Here is a 17,165-nt window from a genome sequence, read left to right on the forward strand (position 1 = left end):
ATTCACTTTTTGCCTTTTGTCATCGTAAACCGCTATTGTACACCACCTCCAAGAGCCTGGTAGAGATTTACAATGGCTTGCATCTTATTGAAGTCGTCTCTAATCTTCGCTGTTTGAGCATTTAAGAGTGCTTGCTGCGCTGTTATTACCTCAAGGTAGGTACTGCTTGATTGATGCAACAGAAGTTTGGTATCTTCTACATTTTTTTGCAACACCTCTATTTGTTTCGCCTCTATCTTGCTCTTTTCATCGGAAGAATGATAAAGCACAAGGGCATTGCTTACCTCGTTTCCTGCCTTTAGAATACTGTTTTGCCACGTGTTATAGGCTTTTTCGTATTGTGCATTGGCAACACGCAAGCCCGCTACTATCTTCCCTTGTTGGAAGATAGGCTGTACCAAACTACCCACAGCCGATAGCAACCATTTGCCTGGATTCACCACCATGCCGCCCATACTATTGGTAAAAACGCCTGTAGGTGAGATGGTTAGACTGGGATAAAATCTGCTACGAGCCGTCTGCACGTTATAGAAACATTGAGCTAATTGCATCTCCGCCGCATGAACATCAGGACGATTATTGAGCAACTGGACAGCTATCCCTGTGGAAAAACGCTGCGGTAAGGCTTGATTTTCGAGCTTTCCACGCACAATACTCTGTGCAGGTTGCCCCATGAGGAGTGACAACGCATTTTCTGTCTCTCGTATTTGTCGCAACAAATCCGCACGCTTTGCTTCAACAGCATAATAATTTGCCTCGGCACTCTGTACGCCAGTAGATCGGATTCCACGCCCTAAATCCATCAACACCTTCATTTTTTCCCACGTTTCTTTCGTCAAACCGTGCATGTCATCCACAATAGCAAGCTGCCTATCCAGCATCAACAAGGTGTAATAGAGATTGGCAACACCACTGATGATGTTAATCCGAACCAATTTCTGATAATCTTGTGACGCCAACAAGGCAACCTGAGAGGAACGCTTCTGACTTAAAAGATTTCCGAAAAGGTCGACATTCCAACTCGCAGCAATGGGCAGTTGATAGGTTGTTGTAGCACTTCCACCATCCCATGACGCGATAGTTCCTTGGGGTGCGAAGGTGAACGAGGGCAGAAAAGACAATTTCGCAGCCTTGAGCTGGGCTTCTGCCATTTTCACATTCTGTGCTGCATTGAGCAAATCTAAGTTATTGGCAAGTGCCTGCTCTATATGTTTTTGTAGTTGAACATCTGTAAACACTTGTCGCCATGGCATGTAGCCGAAACTCAAAGTATCGGTCACTACCAATGTATCTGTTGGAGATTGAACGTCACGCACCAGTCCTTCGGTCTTCACAGCTGGTCGCTCGTACACCCCATAGAGACTTTTACAGCCTGTCAAACTCATTGCAGAAATAGCAATCAAGAGGATATTTTGTATTTTCATATCTATCTATTTTTTACGCTTCAACTTGTTCTGGCAAAGGTTTCCGTGCATATTGACGCAGCTCAGCTGCCGCTTCCAAATTTTCTTCATCATCAAATTTTAATGGCTTTATCTTCTCTTGAAGAGCTTGGAAGATGACAAACAGGACTGGAACTACAAACAACTGGCAGAACGTTCCTATCAACATACCGCCCACAGCTGCCGCTCCTAAGGTTTGATTACCATTCTTACCAACGCCCATGGCAAACATCATAGGGAGCAAACCTATCACCATTGCCAAAGATGTCATCAAGATTGGGCGCAAACGTGCACCTGCACCAAGAATAGAAGCCCATGTGATAGCCATACCTGTTTGTCGCCTTTCCAGTGCAAACTGCACAATCAGAATGGCATTCTTTGCTAACAATCCTATCAACATAATCAAGGAAATCTGCATATAGATATCATTGTTATGCCCAAACAGTTGGGTAAACAGGAACGCTCCTGCCAAGCCAAAAGGAATGGAAAGGATGACAGCGAAGGGCAAAAGATAACTCTCGTACTGTGCCGCCAAAATGAGATAAACAAACAACAGACACAAACCAAAGATCATCACCGTTGAGTTACTGGAGCTGTTTTCAGACCTTGACAAGCCAGAAAAATCATATCCATATCCTTGCGGTAAGGTAGTAGCCGCCACCTCTTTAATGGCTTCGATGGCTTCACCCGAAGAATAACCGTCATTGACGGTTACGGTTGCGTTGATACTGGTAAACATATTGAAGCGATTCACATTGGACGGGCCATACACTCGCTTGATAGAACAGAATCCATTGATAGGAGCCATGCCAGCTGGAGTACGCACAAAGATGTCATTCATGCCCTCTGGTCGTGCACGACTATCCACGTCTCCTTGTATCATCACACGATATAACTTGCCATAAGCATTGAAGTTAGACACGTACATACCTCCATAATACCCCTGAAGCGTGCTTAACACCGTGGCTGGTGATATACCTACCTGTTTACATTTAGCCACATCAACATCAATCATATATTGAGGATAATTAGGATTGTATGAGGTCATCGCCATTTGTATCTCTGGGCGCTTGTTCAATTCTGCCAAGTATTGCTTCGTAATGTCAAAGAACTTGCTCAAATCTCCACCTGTCTTATCCTGCAAAACCAACGATACACCATTACTAAGAGAGAAACCCGGTATCATTGGAGGCGCAAATGCCAAGATTTGTGCATCTTTTATTTGAGCCGTTTGCTTATATATCATACCCAAAACAGCCATGGCACTCTGCCCCATGTTGCGATCCTTAAAAGGCTTCAACTTAATGATAAACGTGGCTTGGTCAGAGCCTTGTCCTGCAATGAAGTTAAATCCTTGCAATTGTTCACGACTCTGAATGGCAGGATTACTTGCCAGCATTGCATCAATTTGGTCTACTATCTCTTGTGTTCGCACTGCACTTGTTGCAGGAGGCATAGACACCGTACAGAACAGTGTACCCGTATCCTCATTAGGAACCAATCCTGTTTTAGTGGTTTTCATCGTTAAGAACAGGGCAATGGCACCCACCAAAACAAACACTCCTGTAAGGATAGGTTTTCTGACCAGCTTTTCTACCCTGTTTTTATACTTACCCAAAACCTTGTCATAACTCGTATTAAACGACGTATGGAAGCGGTCTATCCTGCTCATCTTACGTTCCGACCCATCCTCATTCTTGGGCTTGAGGAAAATGGCACATAGAGCTGGTGACAGCGTCAGCGCATTGAGGGCAGAAATAAAGATAGATACTGCCATGGTAACTCCAAACTCTCGATAGAACGTACCTGACGTTCCACCGATAAAAGAAACGGGGACAAACACAGCAGCCATTACCAACGTAATGGATATAATGGCACCTGCTATCTCGCTCATGGCATCAACACTGGCAGTCATAGTACTCTTATAGCCCAAATCCAACTTGGCATGGACCGCCTCTACCACCACAATGGCATCGTCAACCACAATGGCGATAGCCAGTAACAGTGCCGACAAGGTGAGCAGATTGATAGAAAAGCCAAACATCTTCAAGAAGAAGAAAGCACCAATTAATGACACTGGAACTGCTATCATTGGGATGATGGTCGAGCGGAAGTCTTGCAAGAAGATGTACACCACCAAGAAAACGAGCAACAAAGTGATAACAAGTGTCTTGACAACTTCTTCAATGGAGGCGTACAAAAACTCGGTTACGTCATAATTTATCTTATATTCCATGCCCGGAGGGAAGTTTTTAGCCTGCTTGTCTAATTCTTCTTTCACCGCTTTAGCAATGACATTGGCATTCGACCCCGCAATTTGTTGCACCATACCCATAGATGAAGGGTTGTTGTTGTTACGCATACTGACCGCATACGTCAGTCCTCCGAGTTCAATCTTTGCAACATCTTTCAGCTTTAAGGTTTGTCCTGTCTGTGTACTATGCAAGATAATATTGCCAAACTCCTCTGCTGTCTTCAGTCTACCTTTATAGCGCATCACATATTCGTACGCCATATCGCTTTGCTCACCAAATGAACCAGGTGCCGCTTCGATATTCTGTTCTGCCAATGCACCTGCAATATCGGTTGGAATTAAGCCGTATTGCTTCATGACATCTGGCTTTAACCATATACGCATAGAATAGGTTTTCATGCCTGGACTCTGCACATCGCCGACTCCTTGGATACGCTTAATGGCAGGAACAATATTGATATTGTTATAATTGGTCAAAAACCTGTCATCATATTTACCGTCTTCTGAGGTGAGCGTGTACATAATCACCTGCGAGGTTTGGCGTTTAGAAACCGTTACACCGACACGGTTCACTTCTGCGGGCAATAGTCCCTGGGCTTGCGAAACACGGTTTTGAACATTGACGGCACACATGTCGGGATTAGTTCCCTGTCGGAAGTAGATGGTAATTTGTGCACTTCCTGCATTGGTAGCCGATGAAGTCATGTACTCCATGTTCTCCACTCCGTTGATACTCTCCTCAAGAGGAGCCAAGACAGAGTTTTTCACTGTTTCAGCATCTGCGCCAATATAAGTGGTCCATACCGAAATGGTAGGAGGAGCAATGTCTGGATATTGCTCTATAGGAAGCGTTGCCAATCCAATAAATCCCAAGATAACGATTACCACCGAGATAACCGTTGAAAGAACTGGCCGCTTAATAAATCTTGTTAATGTCATAATTTATAGTATGTTGTCGTTGGCTTGATAGCCAACATTTTTGCCTTGTCAACGAAACACGGCACTTGAAACATCTTTATTTGAAAGCCTCCTTCATCTTACCATAGTCGCCTTGTATCTCCCCCAACTTCTCGGCTTCAGCTATTTTCTTTGCATACTGTGCTTCGGTAATGGGCTTAATCTCCATGCTATCGGTTAGCTTCGTAATACCATGGGTAACGATTCGGTCGCCCACTTTCAAACCTCCAGTGACAATAAAGTTCTTCCCATCATTCTGTGGAGCAACCTTAATCTCCTGATACTTCACTTTGTTGTCCTTACCCACCGTGTACACAAATACCTTGTCTTGTACCTCTGCGGTGTAAGACTGTGGAATGACAATGGCACCTTGGCTCACCTTTGGCACAACAATAGAGCCTGCCCCACCACTCTTCAACAGTTTGTCAGGGTTGGGAAAGCGTGCTATCATAGACAGTGTTCCTGTCGCTTGATCGATGACACCGCTCATCTTTACCACCTTACCCCGCTGATTGTAAATCGTACCGTCTGCCAGTTGTAACTTTACCGTAGGCATGGAAGCTATTGCTGCTGACACGTTGCCAGCAGTTTTTGTCATCTCTAAAACATCTTTTTCGGTCATCGAGAAGTACACTTCCACAGTACTAATATTAGAAACCGTTGTCAACGGCTGTGGACTGGACGCACTCACCAAGGCCCCTTGTTTAAAAGGTAGGCTACCAACCACTCCTGCCGCAGGACTTTTCACATAACAGAAGTTGAGCATCTCCTTAGCAGAGGCTAAACTTGCTTGTGCTTGAGCCACCGCACTCTTTGCCGTTTCGTACGTGTTCTGTGCAGATTGCAACTCGTACTGCCCTATGACATTACGCTTAAACAGTTGCTCACTATTCTCATACGTTAGCTTTGCGGTCCGCAGTTGCGACTTTGCAGAGTTGACCGCTGCCTGAGCTTGGCGCACTGAAGCTTGGAAAGTACTGTTATCTATCACGAACAATAGTTGCCCGGCCTTCACGGTTTGTCCCTCTTGTACGAGCAACTTCGTGATGAAACCAGAAACTTTAGGGCGAATCTCCACATCCTGAATGCCCTTAATGACCGCAGGATAAGTGGTCTGAGTGGATGAACCTGTACTTTCAACCGTTTGTACTGGAAATTCGTTGTCGCCAAACTTCAGATTCGGCTTACCTCCACAGGCGGCTAAAAGCGCAGCAAAAGCAGCCAACAAAAACACGTTTTTTCGTCTCATATCCTATGTATTTTTTATTATTTCTTCGTTTCTATCTTTGTCATCCTGAATTGAATACAATAGAAAACTCTAATATGTATTCAAGTTTTTACTTTGCAAAAGTACTTGTTTTTTATGAGAAATGCCGTACCCATAGGGTATTTTTAACAAATATTGCATTGATTCTGATAAAAAAGCGAACAGTTTTATACATGATTGCTCCTTGCTACATGATTATCTAATAGCATTGAACGAGAAGACAAATAGTGAGTTTTATCCGCCAACCAACCTATCTTTTGAAGTTGTAAAAAATAGGACAAAAGGACTTCATTATAGTTCACAAAAATGGTAAAAAATCTTGATTTGCTTGCCAAATACTCGCATATTTGGAAACAGGTACGCCTTTGCTCGCAAATACGCGAATTTTACAACTCCTTAAACCTCAATAGATTATAAAAACAACGCCGCATTTTCTTGAATTGAAGACATGCTTTAGCCCTTTTAACTCATTACTTCAAGCCCACTAAAGTATGTTCATAAGGACCTTAGAGTGTGTCTTTAGAGAGACTACCTCATTGAGTTAACAACACAAGAGCTAAAAAACAGTCCTTTTGAAGCTTTGAGACACCTTCAAAAATTCTATTTTGCAGAATTGAAAACTACCAAAAAGATTTACAAAATTAAAATTTCCTTCTCGTCAAAAATCTACACAAAAAGCAGATGAAAAAGCGCCTAATAAAGACCTGCTCGCATAAAAAATCATAGCAGACAGTTCACAACCGCTTGAAAAGCATTACTTCTCAAGCCCCATCTTTTTGGCTTTTTCTAAAAGAAGTTTCATCAAGGGTTCGCGTTCGTTAGGCACTTTGTTATCTAACACCGCATCCTTTAACGCCTGCTTCAGCGCTCCCACCTCTTGAGAAGGCTTGAGATGAAACAGCTCCATGATTTCATTTCCGTCAATACAAGGTTGCAGCAAGCGTTTGTAGTCACGCTCCTTCAAGTCATCAAGCTTTGCTCTAACAATTCTGAAATTATCCAAAAAGCGTTTTTTGCGCTGTGAATTCTTGCTGGTAATATCGGCTTCGCACAAAGTCATCAAATCATCTATATCGTCTGCGGCATCATTCATCAACCGGCGCACAGCACTGTCCGTTACCTCATCATCAGCAATTGCAATAGGTCGCATGTGCATATCCACCAACTTTTGCACATATTTCATTTTGGCATCCAACGGGAATTTAAGTCGTCTAAAAATGCCAGGAACCATTTTAGCCCCAATAAAATTGTGGTTATGGAATGTCCACCCCACCAACGAATCCCAACGCTTGCTGCGTGGCTTGCCTATATCATGAAACAAAGCAGCCCAACGCAACCACAATTTGTCGGTGTGCTGGCAGATATTATCCACCACCTCCAACGTGTGATAAAAATTGTTTTTGTGTGCTCTGCCATTTTTAGTGTCCACTTGATCCATTGCCACCAGCTCGGGTAAGATTAACTCTAACAAACCACAGCGATACAATTCTATGAATCCTCTACTGGGATGATCGGTCATCATGATTTTGTTCAGCTCGTCTGCAATGCGTTCACCACTCACAATCTTTATACGTTCGGCATTGCGCCTCAATGCTTCAAAGGTTTCGTCTTCAATAAAGAACTTGAGTTGGGTGGAGAAACGAACACATCGAAGCATACGAAGAGGGTCGTCAGAGAAGGTGATATCAGGCCCAAGAGGTGTGCGTATCAGTCCGTCTTCTAAATCTAACAATCCATCGAATGGGTCTACCAACTCTCCAAAACGTGCCTGATTGAGACAGACCGCCAAGGCGTTAATGGTAAAATCTCGGCGATTCTGGTCGTCTTCTAACGTACCATTTTCCACCACAGGCTTACGCGAATCGTGACTGTAGCTCTCCTTTCTGGCACCCACAAACTCTATCTCCATCCCCTTGAACTTAATCTGAGCTGTACCAAAATTGCGAAACACCGAGAGATAGGCACGTTTGCCTAACTTTTGTTTCAAAGCTGCTGCAACCTCAATTCCACTACCGACAACAACCACGTCAATGTCATTGGATGGACGTTCCAAGAAAAGATCGCGAACATAACCACCCACCACATAACATTCTACATCTAAATGGTCGGCAACAGCGGATATTTGATGAAAGATATCATTATCTAAAAGATGCGCCAAATCGGCATTCGAAAGATTTCGCATAAGTCAAACGAGAGACTATCCCTATCACTTTCGGGATGAAGCTCTCAAGGTTATTTTAATTTTAATAATGAAGACAGACAACAACCGTCTTGAATGATAAAACTTCTTAAGTGGCTGCAAAGTTACTAAAAATAAGCAACGTTTTGGATGCGTTCATGCAGAAAATTAGTATTTTTGCGACATGAAGATTTTTACATGGTTGATATTGTGCGCCTTGACCATCGTCTCGTGCGCTCCATCTGAAGACGAACAGGCAGCCCACTTGCTCGCTCAAATCAAGGCTCTCTATGAGCGAGGCGAATATATGCAAACACTCGACTCTATTACCGCTTTGAGAATGCAGTTCCCAAAAGCGATAAAGAGCAGAAGAGAAAGCTTGCGCCTCTGGCAACAAGCATCGCTGAAGTTAGCGCAACACGACATTGCGCAAACCGACTCTGCACTACAAGCTATCCTGAGAGAGATTCCTGAAGAAGCTAACTTGTACAAAGCCAACATGATGAGAGTAGAGCGCGACTCCCTAAAAGCCAGATACGAAGCCATGTGTGGCGTGGTGAGAATGATACGAATGAGGCAGAAACAAGATACAAAAGAATATCAGCACGCAGCTGACCAGTAACAATTTCTGCCAGACATCATACGAATTGAAGAAAGATTGTTAATCAATAGGGCATCCTAACGCTTTCTTCATTTTTTGTATCTACGCACTTCAAAACTTCTACCCGATAACAAACACAAAATTCACTCGTCACATTCTTTGGCTATTCCAGTAGAATTGATTAAATTTGCACACTATAATATGAACCATACAAAGACAGAAGAGCAGTTTAAGAATGTACTGGCAGAATGCCGGACACTGTTTGAGAATAAGCTCCACGACTACAGTGCATCGTGGCGTATCCTGCGTCCGTCTTCATTGACAGACCAATTGTTTATCAAAGCCAAGCGTATTCGGTCTATCGAAATGAAAAAGAAAGCCATGATAGAAGAAGGCATTCGACCTGAATTCATGGCATTGATTAATTATGGTATTATTGGATTGATACAATTAGAGAAAGGCTTTGTCAACGAAGTTGATATCAACACCACGGAAGCCATGACGCTATACGACCGACATGTACAGGAAGTTTTAGAACTGATGCTCAAGAAAAATCATGATTATGATGAGGCTTGGCGAATGATGCGTGTGAGTAGCTACACCGATTTCATTCTTACAAAAATTCAAAGGATGAAAGAATTGGAGGATATTCACGGACAAGCAATCGTTTCTGAAGGCATTGACTCAAATTTAATGGATATTATCAACTACGCTGTCTTTGGCGTTATCAGGCTTAGTGAATAAAGTGAAGACTATCTTGACCAATGTGTGCCGACTGGTATTAGCCATAACCTTCATCTTTTCGGGTTATGTAAAGGCCATTGACCCATTAGGAACTCAATACAAGATACAAGACTATTTGGAAGCATTGTCATGCCAAGGAATGGTTCCAGACTGGATAACATTGGCTTCTTCCGTGGGATTATCTGCCATAGAGTTCTGTCTTGGGGTGTTTATTCTGTTGGCTATTCGCAGACGACTGGTGTCCAAGATAACGCTGACGTTCATGGTTGCAATGACTATCGTCACGCTTTGGCTTGTCATTGCCAACCCCATTAGCGATTGCGGATGCTTTGGCGATGCCATTCATCTGAGCAACATGGAGACTTTAGTCAAGAACATTGTGCTGCTGGTGTGCTCTATCATCATTGCGTTATGGCCGTTGCGCATGTTGAGATTTATCTCCAAAACAAACCAATGGATTGTCTTCAACTACACCATTCTCTTCATCATCGCCTCCAGCTTGTATTGTTTATATAAATTACCTTTCTTTGATTTCCGTCCTTATCATATAGGAGCGAACATTCCAAAGGGTATGGAAATACCAGAAGATGCAGAACAACCTAAGTTTGAAACAACGTTTTTGCTGAAGAAGAATGGAGAAACAAAAGAGTTTACGCTTGACAATTACCCTGACTCCACATGGGAATTTGTGGACAGTAAAACAACACAATTAACAGAAGGATACGTGCCTCCCATTCATGACTTCAGCATTCAGACCTTGGAAGGAGAAGATTTAACAGAGGAAATTCTTGCAGATACGAGCTATACTTTCTTGCTCATTTCGCCACATGTGGAGAATGCAAGCGACTTGAATTTTGGCAATATCGACCGAATTTACGAATATGCACAAACCTATGACTATCCATTCTACTGTTTAACGGCAAGTACGAAAGAAAACATCCAACATTGGCAAGACTTAACAGGAGCCGAATATCCGTTTTGCAGAACGGATGAAACAACACTGAAAACCATCATTCGCAGTAACCCTGGATTGATATTACTGAAGAAGGGCATCATTATCAGGAAGTGGAGTCATCATGATTTGCCTCAGGAAGCAGAACTTCAAAAGCCGTTATATCTGTCAAAAATAGGTACAATAGAAGAGAATAGCATTCCCAAAAGAATGATGATTATCTTTTTGTGGTTCGTACTTCCCTTATTATTACTTACAGTTGCCGACCGTTTATGGGCATGGAGCAGATGGTTAAGATTTAAGCAAAAGAAAAAAGAACTGACACAAGAGAAAACAGAAGATAGTATTTCAACTTTAAACAATGATTAGTATATGAGAAAAAAAATTGTAGCAGGAAACTGGAAAATGAATTTGAACCTGCAAGAAGGTGTAGCCTTGGCAAAGGAAATTAATGAAGTGTTAAAGGCAGAAAAACCTAATTGCGGTGTAATTGTTTGCACTCCCTTTATCCACTTGGCAAGTGTAGCCGAAGTATTAGACCAAAATGTGGTTGCATTGGGTGCAGAAAATTGTGCTGACAAAGAGAAGGGAGCCTACACAGGTGAGGTTTCAGCAGAGATGGTGAAAAGCACTGGTGCACAATATGTAATTCTTGGGCACTCTGAAAGACGTCAATATTATAAGGAAACTCCAGAGATTTTGAAAGAAAAAGTATTGCTGGCTTTGAAGAATGGACTGAAAGTTATATTCTGTATTGGTGAGACTTTAGAGGAGCGTGAAAGCAACAAGCAGAACGAAGTAGTGAAAGCAGAGCTTGAAGGTTCGGTATTCAATCTCTCCGCAGATGAGTTTAAGAACATCATTATTGCATATGAGCCTATCTGGGCGATTGGAACAGGAAAGACAGCTACAGCAGAGCAAGCTGAAGAAATACACGCTTTCATTCGTTCTATCGTAGCAGAGAAATACGGAAACGAAGTAGCACAAGACACAACTATCTTATACGGTGGCAGCTGCAAGGCAAGTAATGCACCCGAACTCTTTGCTAAAGAGAATATAGATGGCGGCTTAATTGGTGGTGCATCATTGAAGTGCGCTGACTTTAAGGGCATCATCGATGCATGGAAGAAGTAAAAACGCTTAGCATGAAGTGAGACATAAGTGAGCAAATTCATTGCTATGTCTCGCTTCATCATTTTTATTTGAAGGAAAACTCACATGAAAAAATTCGTCACTTTATTGTTTATTTTGACATGTGCTACAATTCATAGCGAAGCACAGTCATTCTTGGATCACTTACAGAAGAAAGAGCCAGGAAAAGCGTCTGTGAAAGTTAGCCAGAGTAAAGATATAGACGAATTGGTTAACGGAAAAGTCAAAATCACCATCACTACGCTACCTCAAGCACCAACTACGAGCAAATCGAAACAAGATGACAAGCCGTCAATCCATCCTCTGACACCACATAAGCAGGATAAGATTACGGATAAGACGAAAGAAGACAGGAATAATAAGCAGGAAAGTTCTGCCAAAGCCACCGAAAGACGAGTTACAAAAGAAGATACGTCTACCTTTGAGTTGGACATTCCTACCATAGATATGCGCAAAAAAGTAATGCGCAAAAGCTATAAAATCAATGGCTATCGGGTACAAGCATTTGCTGGAGGTAACTCGCGAGCAGACAGACTTAGAGCTGAAAGCATCAGAGACAACATCAAACAAGTACTTCCAAACGAACCGATCTATGTACATTTCTACTCGCCAAGATGGATTTGCCGTGTTGGAAACTATCGTAGCTACGAAGAAGCTGCAAGAATACTAAAACAAGTCAAAGGACTTGGGTATAAACAAGCTTGCATTGTTCGAGGAAAAATTACCGTACAATATTAATCATAGAAGCACACAATCCGCATGAATCAAACAAATGAATTTCGCGAAGGTTTGGATGAACTCGCATCACATTATCAAGAAATATTACAATTATTAGGTGAGAATCCAGATAGAGAAGGATTAGAAAAGACACCGATGCGTGTAGCAAAGGCAATGCAGGTACTCACTCGGGGATATACACAAGACCCTAAACGAGTGTTATTGGATGCACTGTTTGAAGAAAAGTATGATCAAATGGTCATTGTAAAAGATATAGACTTCTTTTCTTTATGCGAACATCACATGCTGCCCTTTTATGGAAAGGCACACGTAGCTTACATTCCTCATGGACATATCACAGGACTGAGCAAGGTAGCACGCGTGGTAGACATATACAGTCACAGACTTCAGGTGCAAGAACGACTCACCCAACAAGTGAAAGATTGCATACAAGAGGCATTGCAACCTTTGGGCGTGATGGTTGTCATCGAAGCAAAACACATGTGTATGCAGATGCGAGGAGTCGAAAAACAAAATTCTATCACCACAACGAGTGCCTTTTCTGGTGCTTTTAACCAAGCAAAAACACGTGAAGAGTTTATGAATCTTCTTCGTGGAGAGTCGAGGAAAATTTAATCAAGAAATCAGATGAGGAGGATGAGTGGAACACCTCAAGCCACGAAATACAATATTCATCCTATCAACAAACTATAAAAACGTAACTTTATGAAATTCATATCCTGGAATGTAAATGGTCTTAGAGCCTGCGTAAAAAAGAATTTTCAAGAATCTTTCCAACAACTTGATGCTGACTTCTTCTGCCTTCAAGAAACAAAAATGCAGGAAGGACAGTTGGATTTGCAATTTCCGGGCTATACTTCATACTGGAACTATGCCGAAAAGAAAGGTTATTCAGGAACGGCTATCTACACAAAACACAAACCTATTCATGTGAGCTATGGCTTGGGAATAGAGGAACACGACCAAGAAGGACGTGTGATTACGCTTGAAATGGAAGATTTTTTCCTGATCACCGTATATGTTCCGAACTCACAAGATGAACTTAGAAGACTGGATTACCGCATGAAATGGGAGGATGATTTCCGTGCTTATATTACCCAACTTGACCAAATCAAGCCAGTAATCATTTGTGGTGACCTGAATGTTGCGCATGAAGAGATTGACTTGAAGAACCCAAAGACAAACAAACGCAATGCTGGTTTTACAGACGAAGAACGCGATAAGATGACCAGATTGCTGGACAACGGCTTCGTAGACACATTCCGTTACCTTTATCCAGAGCAGATTACATACTCATGGTGGTCGTATAGATTCAGGGCAAGAGAAAAGAATGCAGGCTGGCGTATCGACTATTTCCTTATTTCAGAACGCTTGAAAGAACGCTTACACGATGCAAAGATTCACACCGAGATAATGGGTAGCGACCATTGCCCCGTGGAATTGGAGCTGAAATAAAAGATAATTGGTGCTGAAATAAAAGCTAAAAGAAGGAGCCGCAGCAGTCTCCAGTACGATTGCTCCACTTCATTCACTGCCCTGCCGGTGTAGGTGGAAGCAAAATGTCGACTAAGGTTGTTCCCACCGCAAAGGCATTCAAATCCACTTGATGATTGATGCCATCCACCCAACCATACTGATCACGTTGCCAAATGAAGTGCCGATGTGCTCCTTTTACTATCGGAGCTTCCTCGCTGTACCGTGCTATAAAGAGAGGAAGTTTGTCAAAACGTGGCGATAGATGCGCATTATAAAAACGCGAGTCTGCATACAACAATGGATAACGACCATAATGTTGCTTCACCAACCATAGAAAAACCGCCAAACTGTCTTGCAGCTGTTGCTTGCTCCAACCTTTTACTCCAGCCCATTCTACATCAACCATCGGCAGTAAATCTTGCGGATGTTGACTCATATGAGCCTTAAAATGGTTGAACTGACGATGCACAGAACTGGTAGAAGTAAGGAAATGATAAGAACCAACATGGAGTCCCACTTCCTTGGCACCACTCATATTGCGATGATAGAACGTATCTACGTGGGTACTCCCTTCTGTTGCTTTGACATAAACAAACTGAATACAGGTATCACTTGCCACCAAAGCCCAGTCAATTTCTCCTTGATAATGTGAAACGTCTATTCCGTCATAATGATAACGACTGCGCACATGGCCTGCCATTACTCCACCATGACTTCCTAAATTCCATCTATACAATAAACTTCTATATTGTTCTGGAAATAAAATAATCAAGAAACAGAATAGAATAAACAGGGCGGAAACAGTGATTCCCCCTACCCTTAGCCACCTTTTCTTTTTGGATGACTCGTGATGATGATGCTTATTTAACGGTGAAATGGGCATGATTACCTAACGATTACACTCACAATTATTCGCAATGCCGCACATGCTTCATAACATGGAGACATTTATTTTTGAGTTTTATTTGTGTGAACCAGCTTCCCACTAAAGGAAATTGGGTCGCGTTGTTGCGACCTTACAACCAAATCTACATGACCGTTCATAAAAACATCAAGCTGATACGTATACCGATCTTCATTATTCCGTACATCAATGCTTAGTCTGGCAAATCCTTTTTTGGAATAGTTTAACTGATAATCCTGTATGGGTGCTTGAAAAGCCAAACCTTTCCCACCCCCATAAGGAATGCTGTAGGCTCGCCCATAGTAAGGAAGATTAGAATATAAAGTATCACCCGAAAGCTTCAACCCATAGCGATCTTGTAAATACCTCATACGCATGCGGAGCGGCATCACATAGGTCATTTCTGCTTCCCATGTTCTACTCTCCAAGACATGAGCAACTGTTGATGCCGCATCCAAACGTTGTGCTGCCTTTTGACGACTACTCTGTTGCGTCACACTGCATCCACTCACTATCAATAAGAGTAGATATATCCAACATTGTTTTATCATAGTTGCCTCCAATTTTCGGCTAAGATACAAAAAATCTAAGACTTTGAAAACATCGCTGAACAATATTTAGACTGCTCTCCGTTCGTATTTCATTCAGTTGAAAAGAGATAGACCCACAAGAAAAAACATCTTCTTATGAGTCTACCGCAATTACAGCTGTTATCTTGTGCAGGTTTTCATCACTTATCTTTTGAGATATTTATGCCCATTTTGAATCACCACACCATGATGATGACGATTCACTTGCTTTCCTGACAGGTCGTACATCGGCTTCAAAACATCCAACTGAGTTCTATCCGTCGTTACTCGATAGATATATGTTGACGTTTTCTTACCCGTCAATTTCAAATTCATAATCTCCCAAGTAGGCGCACAAGCCGTTTTACTCTTATAAACAAAGGCTATCTGTACTTGCTTTCCAGCAAACTCGGTCAAATCAACTTCTGTCGGCACAAAGGTCCACTTATCTTGGTGAGGAATATCCACCGAACAATTCTTCCAATGCTTTCCACCGTCGTCACTCACACAAACGGACAAGAATTCCTTCGCTCTATTCTTATATGTCTTTAAGAAATTACATGCTTGTTCAAAGGTTAAAACGGCTTGGGTGTACGAAGTTAAGTCGATGACAGGAGATATCAACCAACTTTCTGCTGCCTGATTCTGACTCTGTACATAGGATGAAGCTTTCATGCACGACACATAATTGTTTTTATAGGATGACCACACGTACCGCATGTGAGCAGACAATCTTTTATCATCTACCGTAAACGCTCCACGTCCACTTGCAAACGACTCTTGCAATACGGTCTCTTCTGTTACCGAAGGCTGTGGATCCACACCCGGTTGAGGGGCAGGTGAAGGAACAACGGGTGCATGACCGCCTTGATAATGATTATAACTAAAAGCTACAGACACAGAATCTCCCCACAGATAATCCTCCAATTCGGGATAATCTACAAAGGGATTTCTATTGCCTTGCACTTTGTAAACGGCTTCATTTCTTGCCTTTTCTTTCTCACTCACAGGGTCTTGTTTAGCCCATTTCATGAGCATATCCATCTGCCATTTTACATATGGGCGGTATTTGTTGTGTGACATCACGTCGCTGTTCCAATTGGCAATCTGACTTTCATAACAGGTCGCCATATAAAAATACACGCGTGCCAAATCTCCTTTGTATTCATCATTCGGCTCGAAGACAGTTCCCGAATACCCTGGTAGTGTACACTTTCCTAACTTGCTATACCCATTGTTAGACTGATACCTCTCGCCTTTCGTCTCTCCATAAGGAAAATTGCTCCGCCGAGTGTTCACATAACCATCCGATGGCATCACATGGAAAGCATCAGATAACATGGGTGAGGCAGAATTAAACCAACTTTTTGGCATGGTATGCTCACGGTTGTACGCATCACCCTCACCACTGTAATTGGCACCTTGCGATTTGCTACCTATCACATAATTGGTGGTATTCGAGTAGATATCGTACAATTTTCCGTCTGGACGCTTGTCCGTTGTACGATAAACCGTCCACAATTCTTTATACGTCTTGACCTTTGGAGCCATGATTACCTGATGAAATGCGGTTTTCAATGCTGCACCTTTCAACCCATCTGTACGCTGATAATAAGTTCCAGTACCATTTGGACCCTGCGCCCAGATAACAGAGGATGTGAATACAAGTACACCTACAAATATCTGTCTTTTTATGTTTCTTAATTGCATCACGAATCTGAGATATGTAAATATTGATGATATGAACGAGAACAAAGTTGTCACATTTGCCCGATACGAACAAAGTATAAGTCATGTCTACGACAAAAATACAAAGATTTTTACGCTTACGGAACATTACTGCATACTTTTTCTTCCTTATAGGTAAACCGTTTGTGCAGCTGAAAGCACACATACTTGAGGGAAAACAGACTGTTTTGGTGAACAAAAC

Annotated in this window: 14 protein-coding genes; 7 read left to right on the plus strand and 7 right to left on the minus strand. The window is 42.3% G+C overall.

The features are described 5' to 3' along the window. Positions 1-32: 32 nt before the first annotated feature. From HMPREF9304_RS08840 to HMPREF9304_RS08855, 4 genes are all read right to left on the minus strand, one after another. Positions 33-1,424 (minus strand): efflux transporter outer membrane subunit, encoded by a 1,392-nt coding sequence (locus tag HMPREF9304_RS08840; RefSeq protein ID WP_036928284.1) that lies wholly within the window; start codon positions 1,422-1,424, stop codon positions 33-35. Between the two features lie 13 nt (positions 1,425-1,437). Beyond that, a complete protein-coding gene (locus HMPREF9304_RS08845) occupies positions 1,438-4,635 on the minus strand; it encodes an efflux RND transporter permease subunit (protein ID WP_036928285.1) in 3,198 nt (1,065 codons plus the stop codon). 76 nt (positions 4,636-4,711) lie between these two features. Continuing rightward, a complete protein-coding gene (locus tag HMPREF9304_RS08850) occupies positions 4,712-5,902 on the minus strand; it encodes an efflux RND transporter periplasmic adaptor subunit (RefSeq protein ID WP_036928287.1) in 1,191 nt (396 codons plus the stop codon). A 772-nt stretch (positions 5,903-6,674) separates the two neighbouring features. Then, positions 6,675-8,102: a CCA tRNA nucleotidyltransferase gene (locus HMPREF9304_RS08855; RefSeq protein ID WP_036928289.1), complete on the minus strand. Its 1,428-nt coding sequence runs from the start codon at positions 8,100-8,102 to the stop codon at positions 6,675-6,677. Between the two features lie 181 nt (positions 8,103-8,283). Here HMPREF9304_RS08855 and HMPREF9304_RS08860 point away from each other — a divergent pair, with 181 nt between their 5' ends. From HMPREF9304_RS08860 to HMPREF9304_RS08890, 7 genes are all read left to right on the plus strand, one after another. Then, positions 8,284-8,721 carry a hypothetical protein gene (locus HMPREF9304_RS08860; protein ID WP_036928290.1) on the plus strand — a complete coding sequence of 146 codons (438 nt, stop codon included), beginning with the start codon at positions 8,284-8,286 and terminating at the stop codon, positions 8,719-8,721. Between the two features lie 180 nt (positions 8,722-8,901). Beyond that, positions 8,902-9,444, plus strand: a complete 543-nt coding sequence (locus tag HMPREF9304_RS08865; protein WP_036928291.1) for a DUF1599 domain-containing protein — start codon at positions 8,902-8,904, stop codon at positions 9,442-9,444. Further along, the gene (locus tag HMPREF9304_RS08870) at positions 9,419-10,765 is read left to right on the plus strand and encodes a BT_3928 family protein (RefSeq protein WP_052046046.1); all 1,347 of its coding nucleotides are present in this window, start codon (positions 9,419-9,421) and stop codon (positions 10,763-10,765) included. Before HMPREF9304_RS08865 ends, HMPREF9304_RS08870 begins: the two co-directional genes overlap by 26 nt. A 3-nt stretch (positions 10,766-10,768) precedes the next feature. Next, positions 10,769-11,530, plus strand: a complete 762-nt coding sequence (gene tpiA, locus HMPREF9304_RS08875; protein WP_036928293.1) for a triose-phosphate isomerase — start codon at positions 10,769-10,771, stop codon at positions 11,528-11,530. Between the two features lie 84 nt (positions 11,531-11,614). Further along, complete coding sequence (locus HMPREF9304_RS08880) at positions 11,615-12,286, plus strand: SPOR domain-containing protein (protein ID WP_036928294.1); 672 nt, start codon at positions 11,615-11,617, stop codon at positions 12,284-12,286. A gap of 21 nt (positions 12,287-12,307) precedes the next feature. Then, positions 12,308-12,901 carry a GTP cyclohydrolase I FolE gene (folE, locus tag HMPREF9304_RS08885; RefSeq protein ID WP_008122827.1) on the plus strand — a complete coding sequence of 198 codons (594 nt, stop codon included), beginning with the start codon at positions 12,308-12,310 and terminating at the stop codon, positions 12,899-12,901. Between the two features lie 90 nt (positions 12,902-12,991). Then, positions 12,992-13,741, plus strand: a complete 750-nt coding sequence (locus HMPREF9304_RS08890) for an exodeoxyribonuclease III (protein WP_036928295.1) — start codon at positions 12,992-12,994, stop codon at positions 13,739-13,741. A gap of 73 nt (positions 13,742-13,814) precedes the next feature. On the opposite strand, the gene HMPREF9304_RS08895 is transcribed toward HMPREF9304_RS08890, so the two are convergent. The 3 genes from HMPREF9304_RS08895 to HMPREF9304_RS08905 form a co-directional block, all read right to left on the minus strand. Continuing rightward, positions 13,815-14,498: a glycoside hydrolase family 25 protein gene (locus HMPREF9304_RS08895; protein WP_036928297.1), complete on the minus strand. Its 684-nt coding sequence runs from the start codon at positions 14,496-14,498 to the stop codon at positions 13,815-13,817. A gap of 212 nt (positions 14,499-14,710) precedes the next feature. Beyond that, entirely contained in the window at positions 14,711-15,217 is a 507-nt protein-coding gene (locus HMPREF9304_RS08900) for a DUF4251 domain-containing protein (protein ID WP_036928299.1), read from the minus strand. Between the two features lie 183 nt (positions 15,218-15,400). Continuing rightward, positions 15,401-16,945 carry an endonuclease gene (locus tag HMPREF9304_RS08905; protein WP_036928300.1) on the minus strand — a complete coding sequence of 515 codons (1,545 nt, stop codon included), beginning with the start codon at positions 16,943-16,945 and terminating at the stop codon, positions 15,401-15,403. Between the last annotated feature and the right edge of the window lie 220 nt (positions 16,946-17,165).

The organism is Hoylesella timonensis S9-PR14 (assembly GCF_000762405.1).
Classification (GTDB): Bacteria; Bacteroidota; Bacteroidia; order Bacteroidales; family Bacteroidaceae; genus Prevotella; species Prevotella timonensis_A.

Bases quoted from the DNA above. Each gene is read 5' to 3' on its own strand.
- HMPREF9304_RS08890 (WP_036928295.1), top strand. From the start codon at position 12,992: ATGAAATTCATATCCTGGAATGTAAATGGTCTTAGAGCCTGCGTAAAA.
- HMPREF9304_RS08840 (WP_036928284.1), bottom strand. From the start codon at position 1,424: ATGAAAATACAAAATATCCTCTTGATTGCTATTTCTGCAATGAGTTTG.
- HMPREF9304_RS08850 (WP_036928287.1), bottom strand. From the start codon at position 5,902: ATGAGACGAAAAAACGTGTTTTTGTTGGCTGCTTTTGCTGCGCTTTTA.
- tpiA (WP_036928293.1), top strand. From the start codon at position 10,769: ATGAGAAAAAAAATTGTAGCAGGAAACTGGAAAATGAATTTGAACCTG.
- HMPREF9304_RS08845 (WP_036928285.1), bottom strand. From the start codon at position 4,635: ATGACATTAACAAGATTTATTAAGCGGCCAGTTCTTTCAACGGTTATC.
- HMPREF9304_RS08900 (WP_036928299.1), bottom strand. From the start codon at position 15,217: ATGATAAAACAATGTTGGATATATCTACTCTTATTGATAGTGAGTGGA.
- HMPREF9304_RS08905 (WP_036928300.1), bottom strand. From the start codon at position 16,945: ATGCAATTAAGAAACATAAAAAGACAGATATTTGTAGGTGTACTTGTA.
- HMPREF9304_RS08880 (WP_036928294.1), top strand. From the start codon at position 11,615: ATGAAAAAATTCGTCACTTTATTGTTTATTTTGACATGTGCTACAATT.
- HMPREF9304_RS08855 (WP_036928289.1), bottom strand. From the start codon at position 8,102: ATGCGAAATCTTTCGAATGCCGATTTGGCGCATCTTTTAGATAATGAT.
- HMPREF9304_RS08860 (WP_036928290.1), top strand. From the start codon at position 8,284: ATGAAGATTTTTACATGGTTGATATTGTGCGCCTTGACCATCGTCTCG.
- HMPREF9304_RS08865 (WP_036928291.1), top strand. From the start codon at position 8,902: ATGAACCATACAAAGACAGAAGAGCAGTTTAAGAATGTACTGGCAGAA.
- folE (WP_008122827.1), top strand. From the start codon at position 12,308: ATGAATCAAACAAATGAATTTCGCGAAGGTTTGGATGAACTCGCATCA.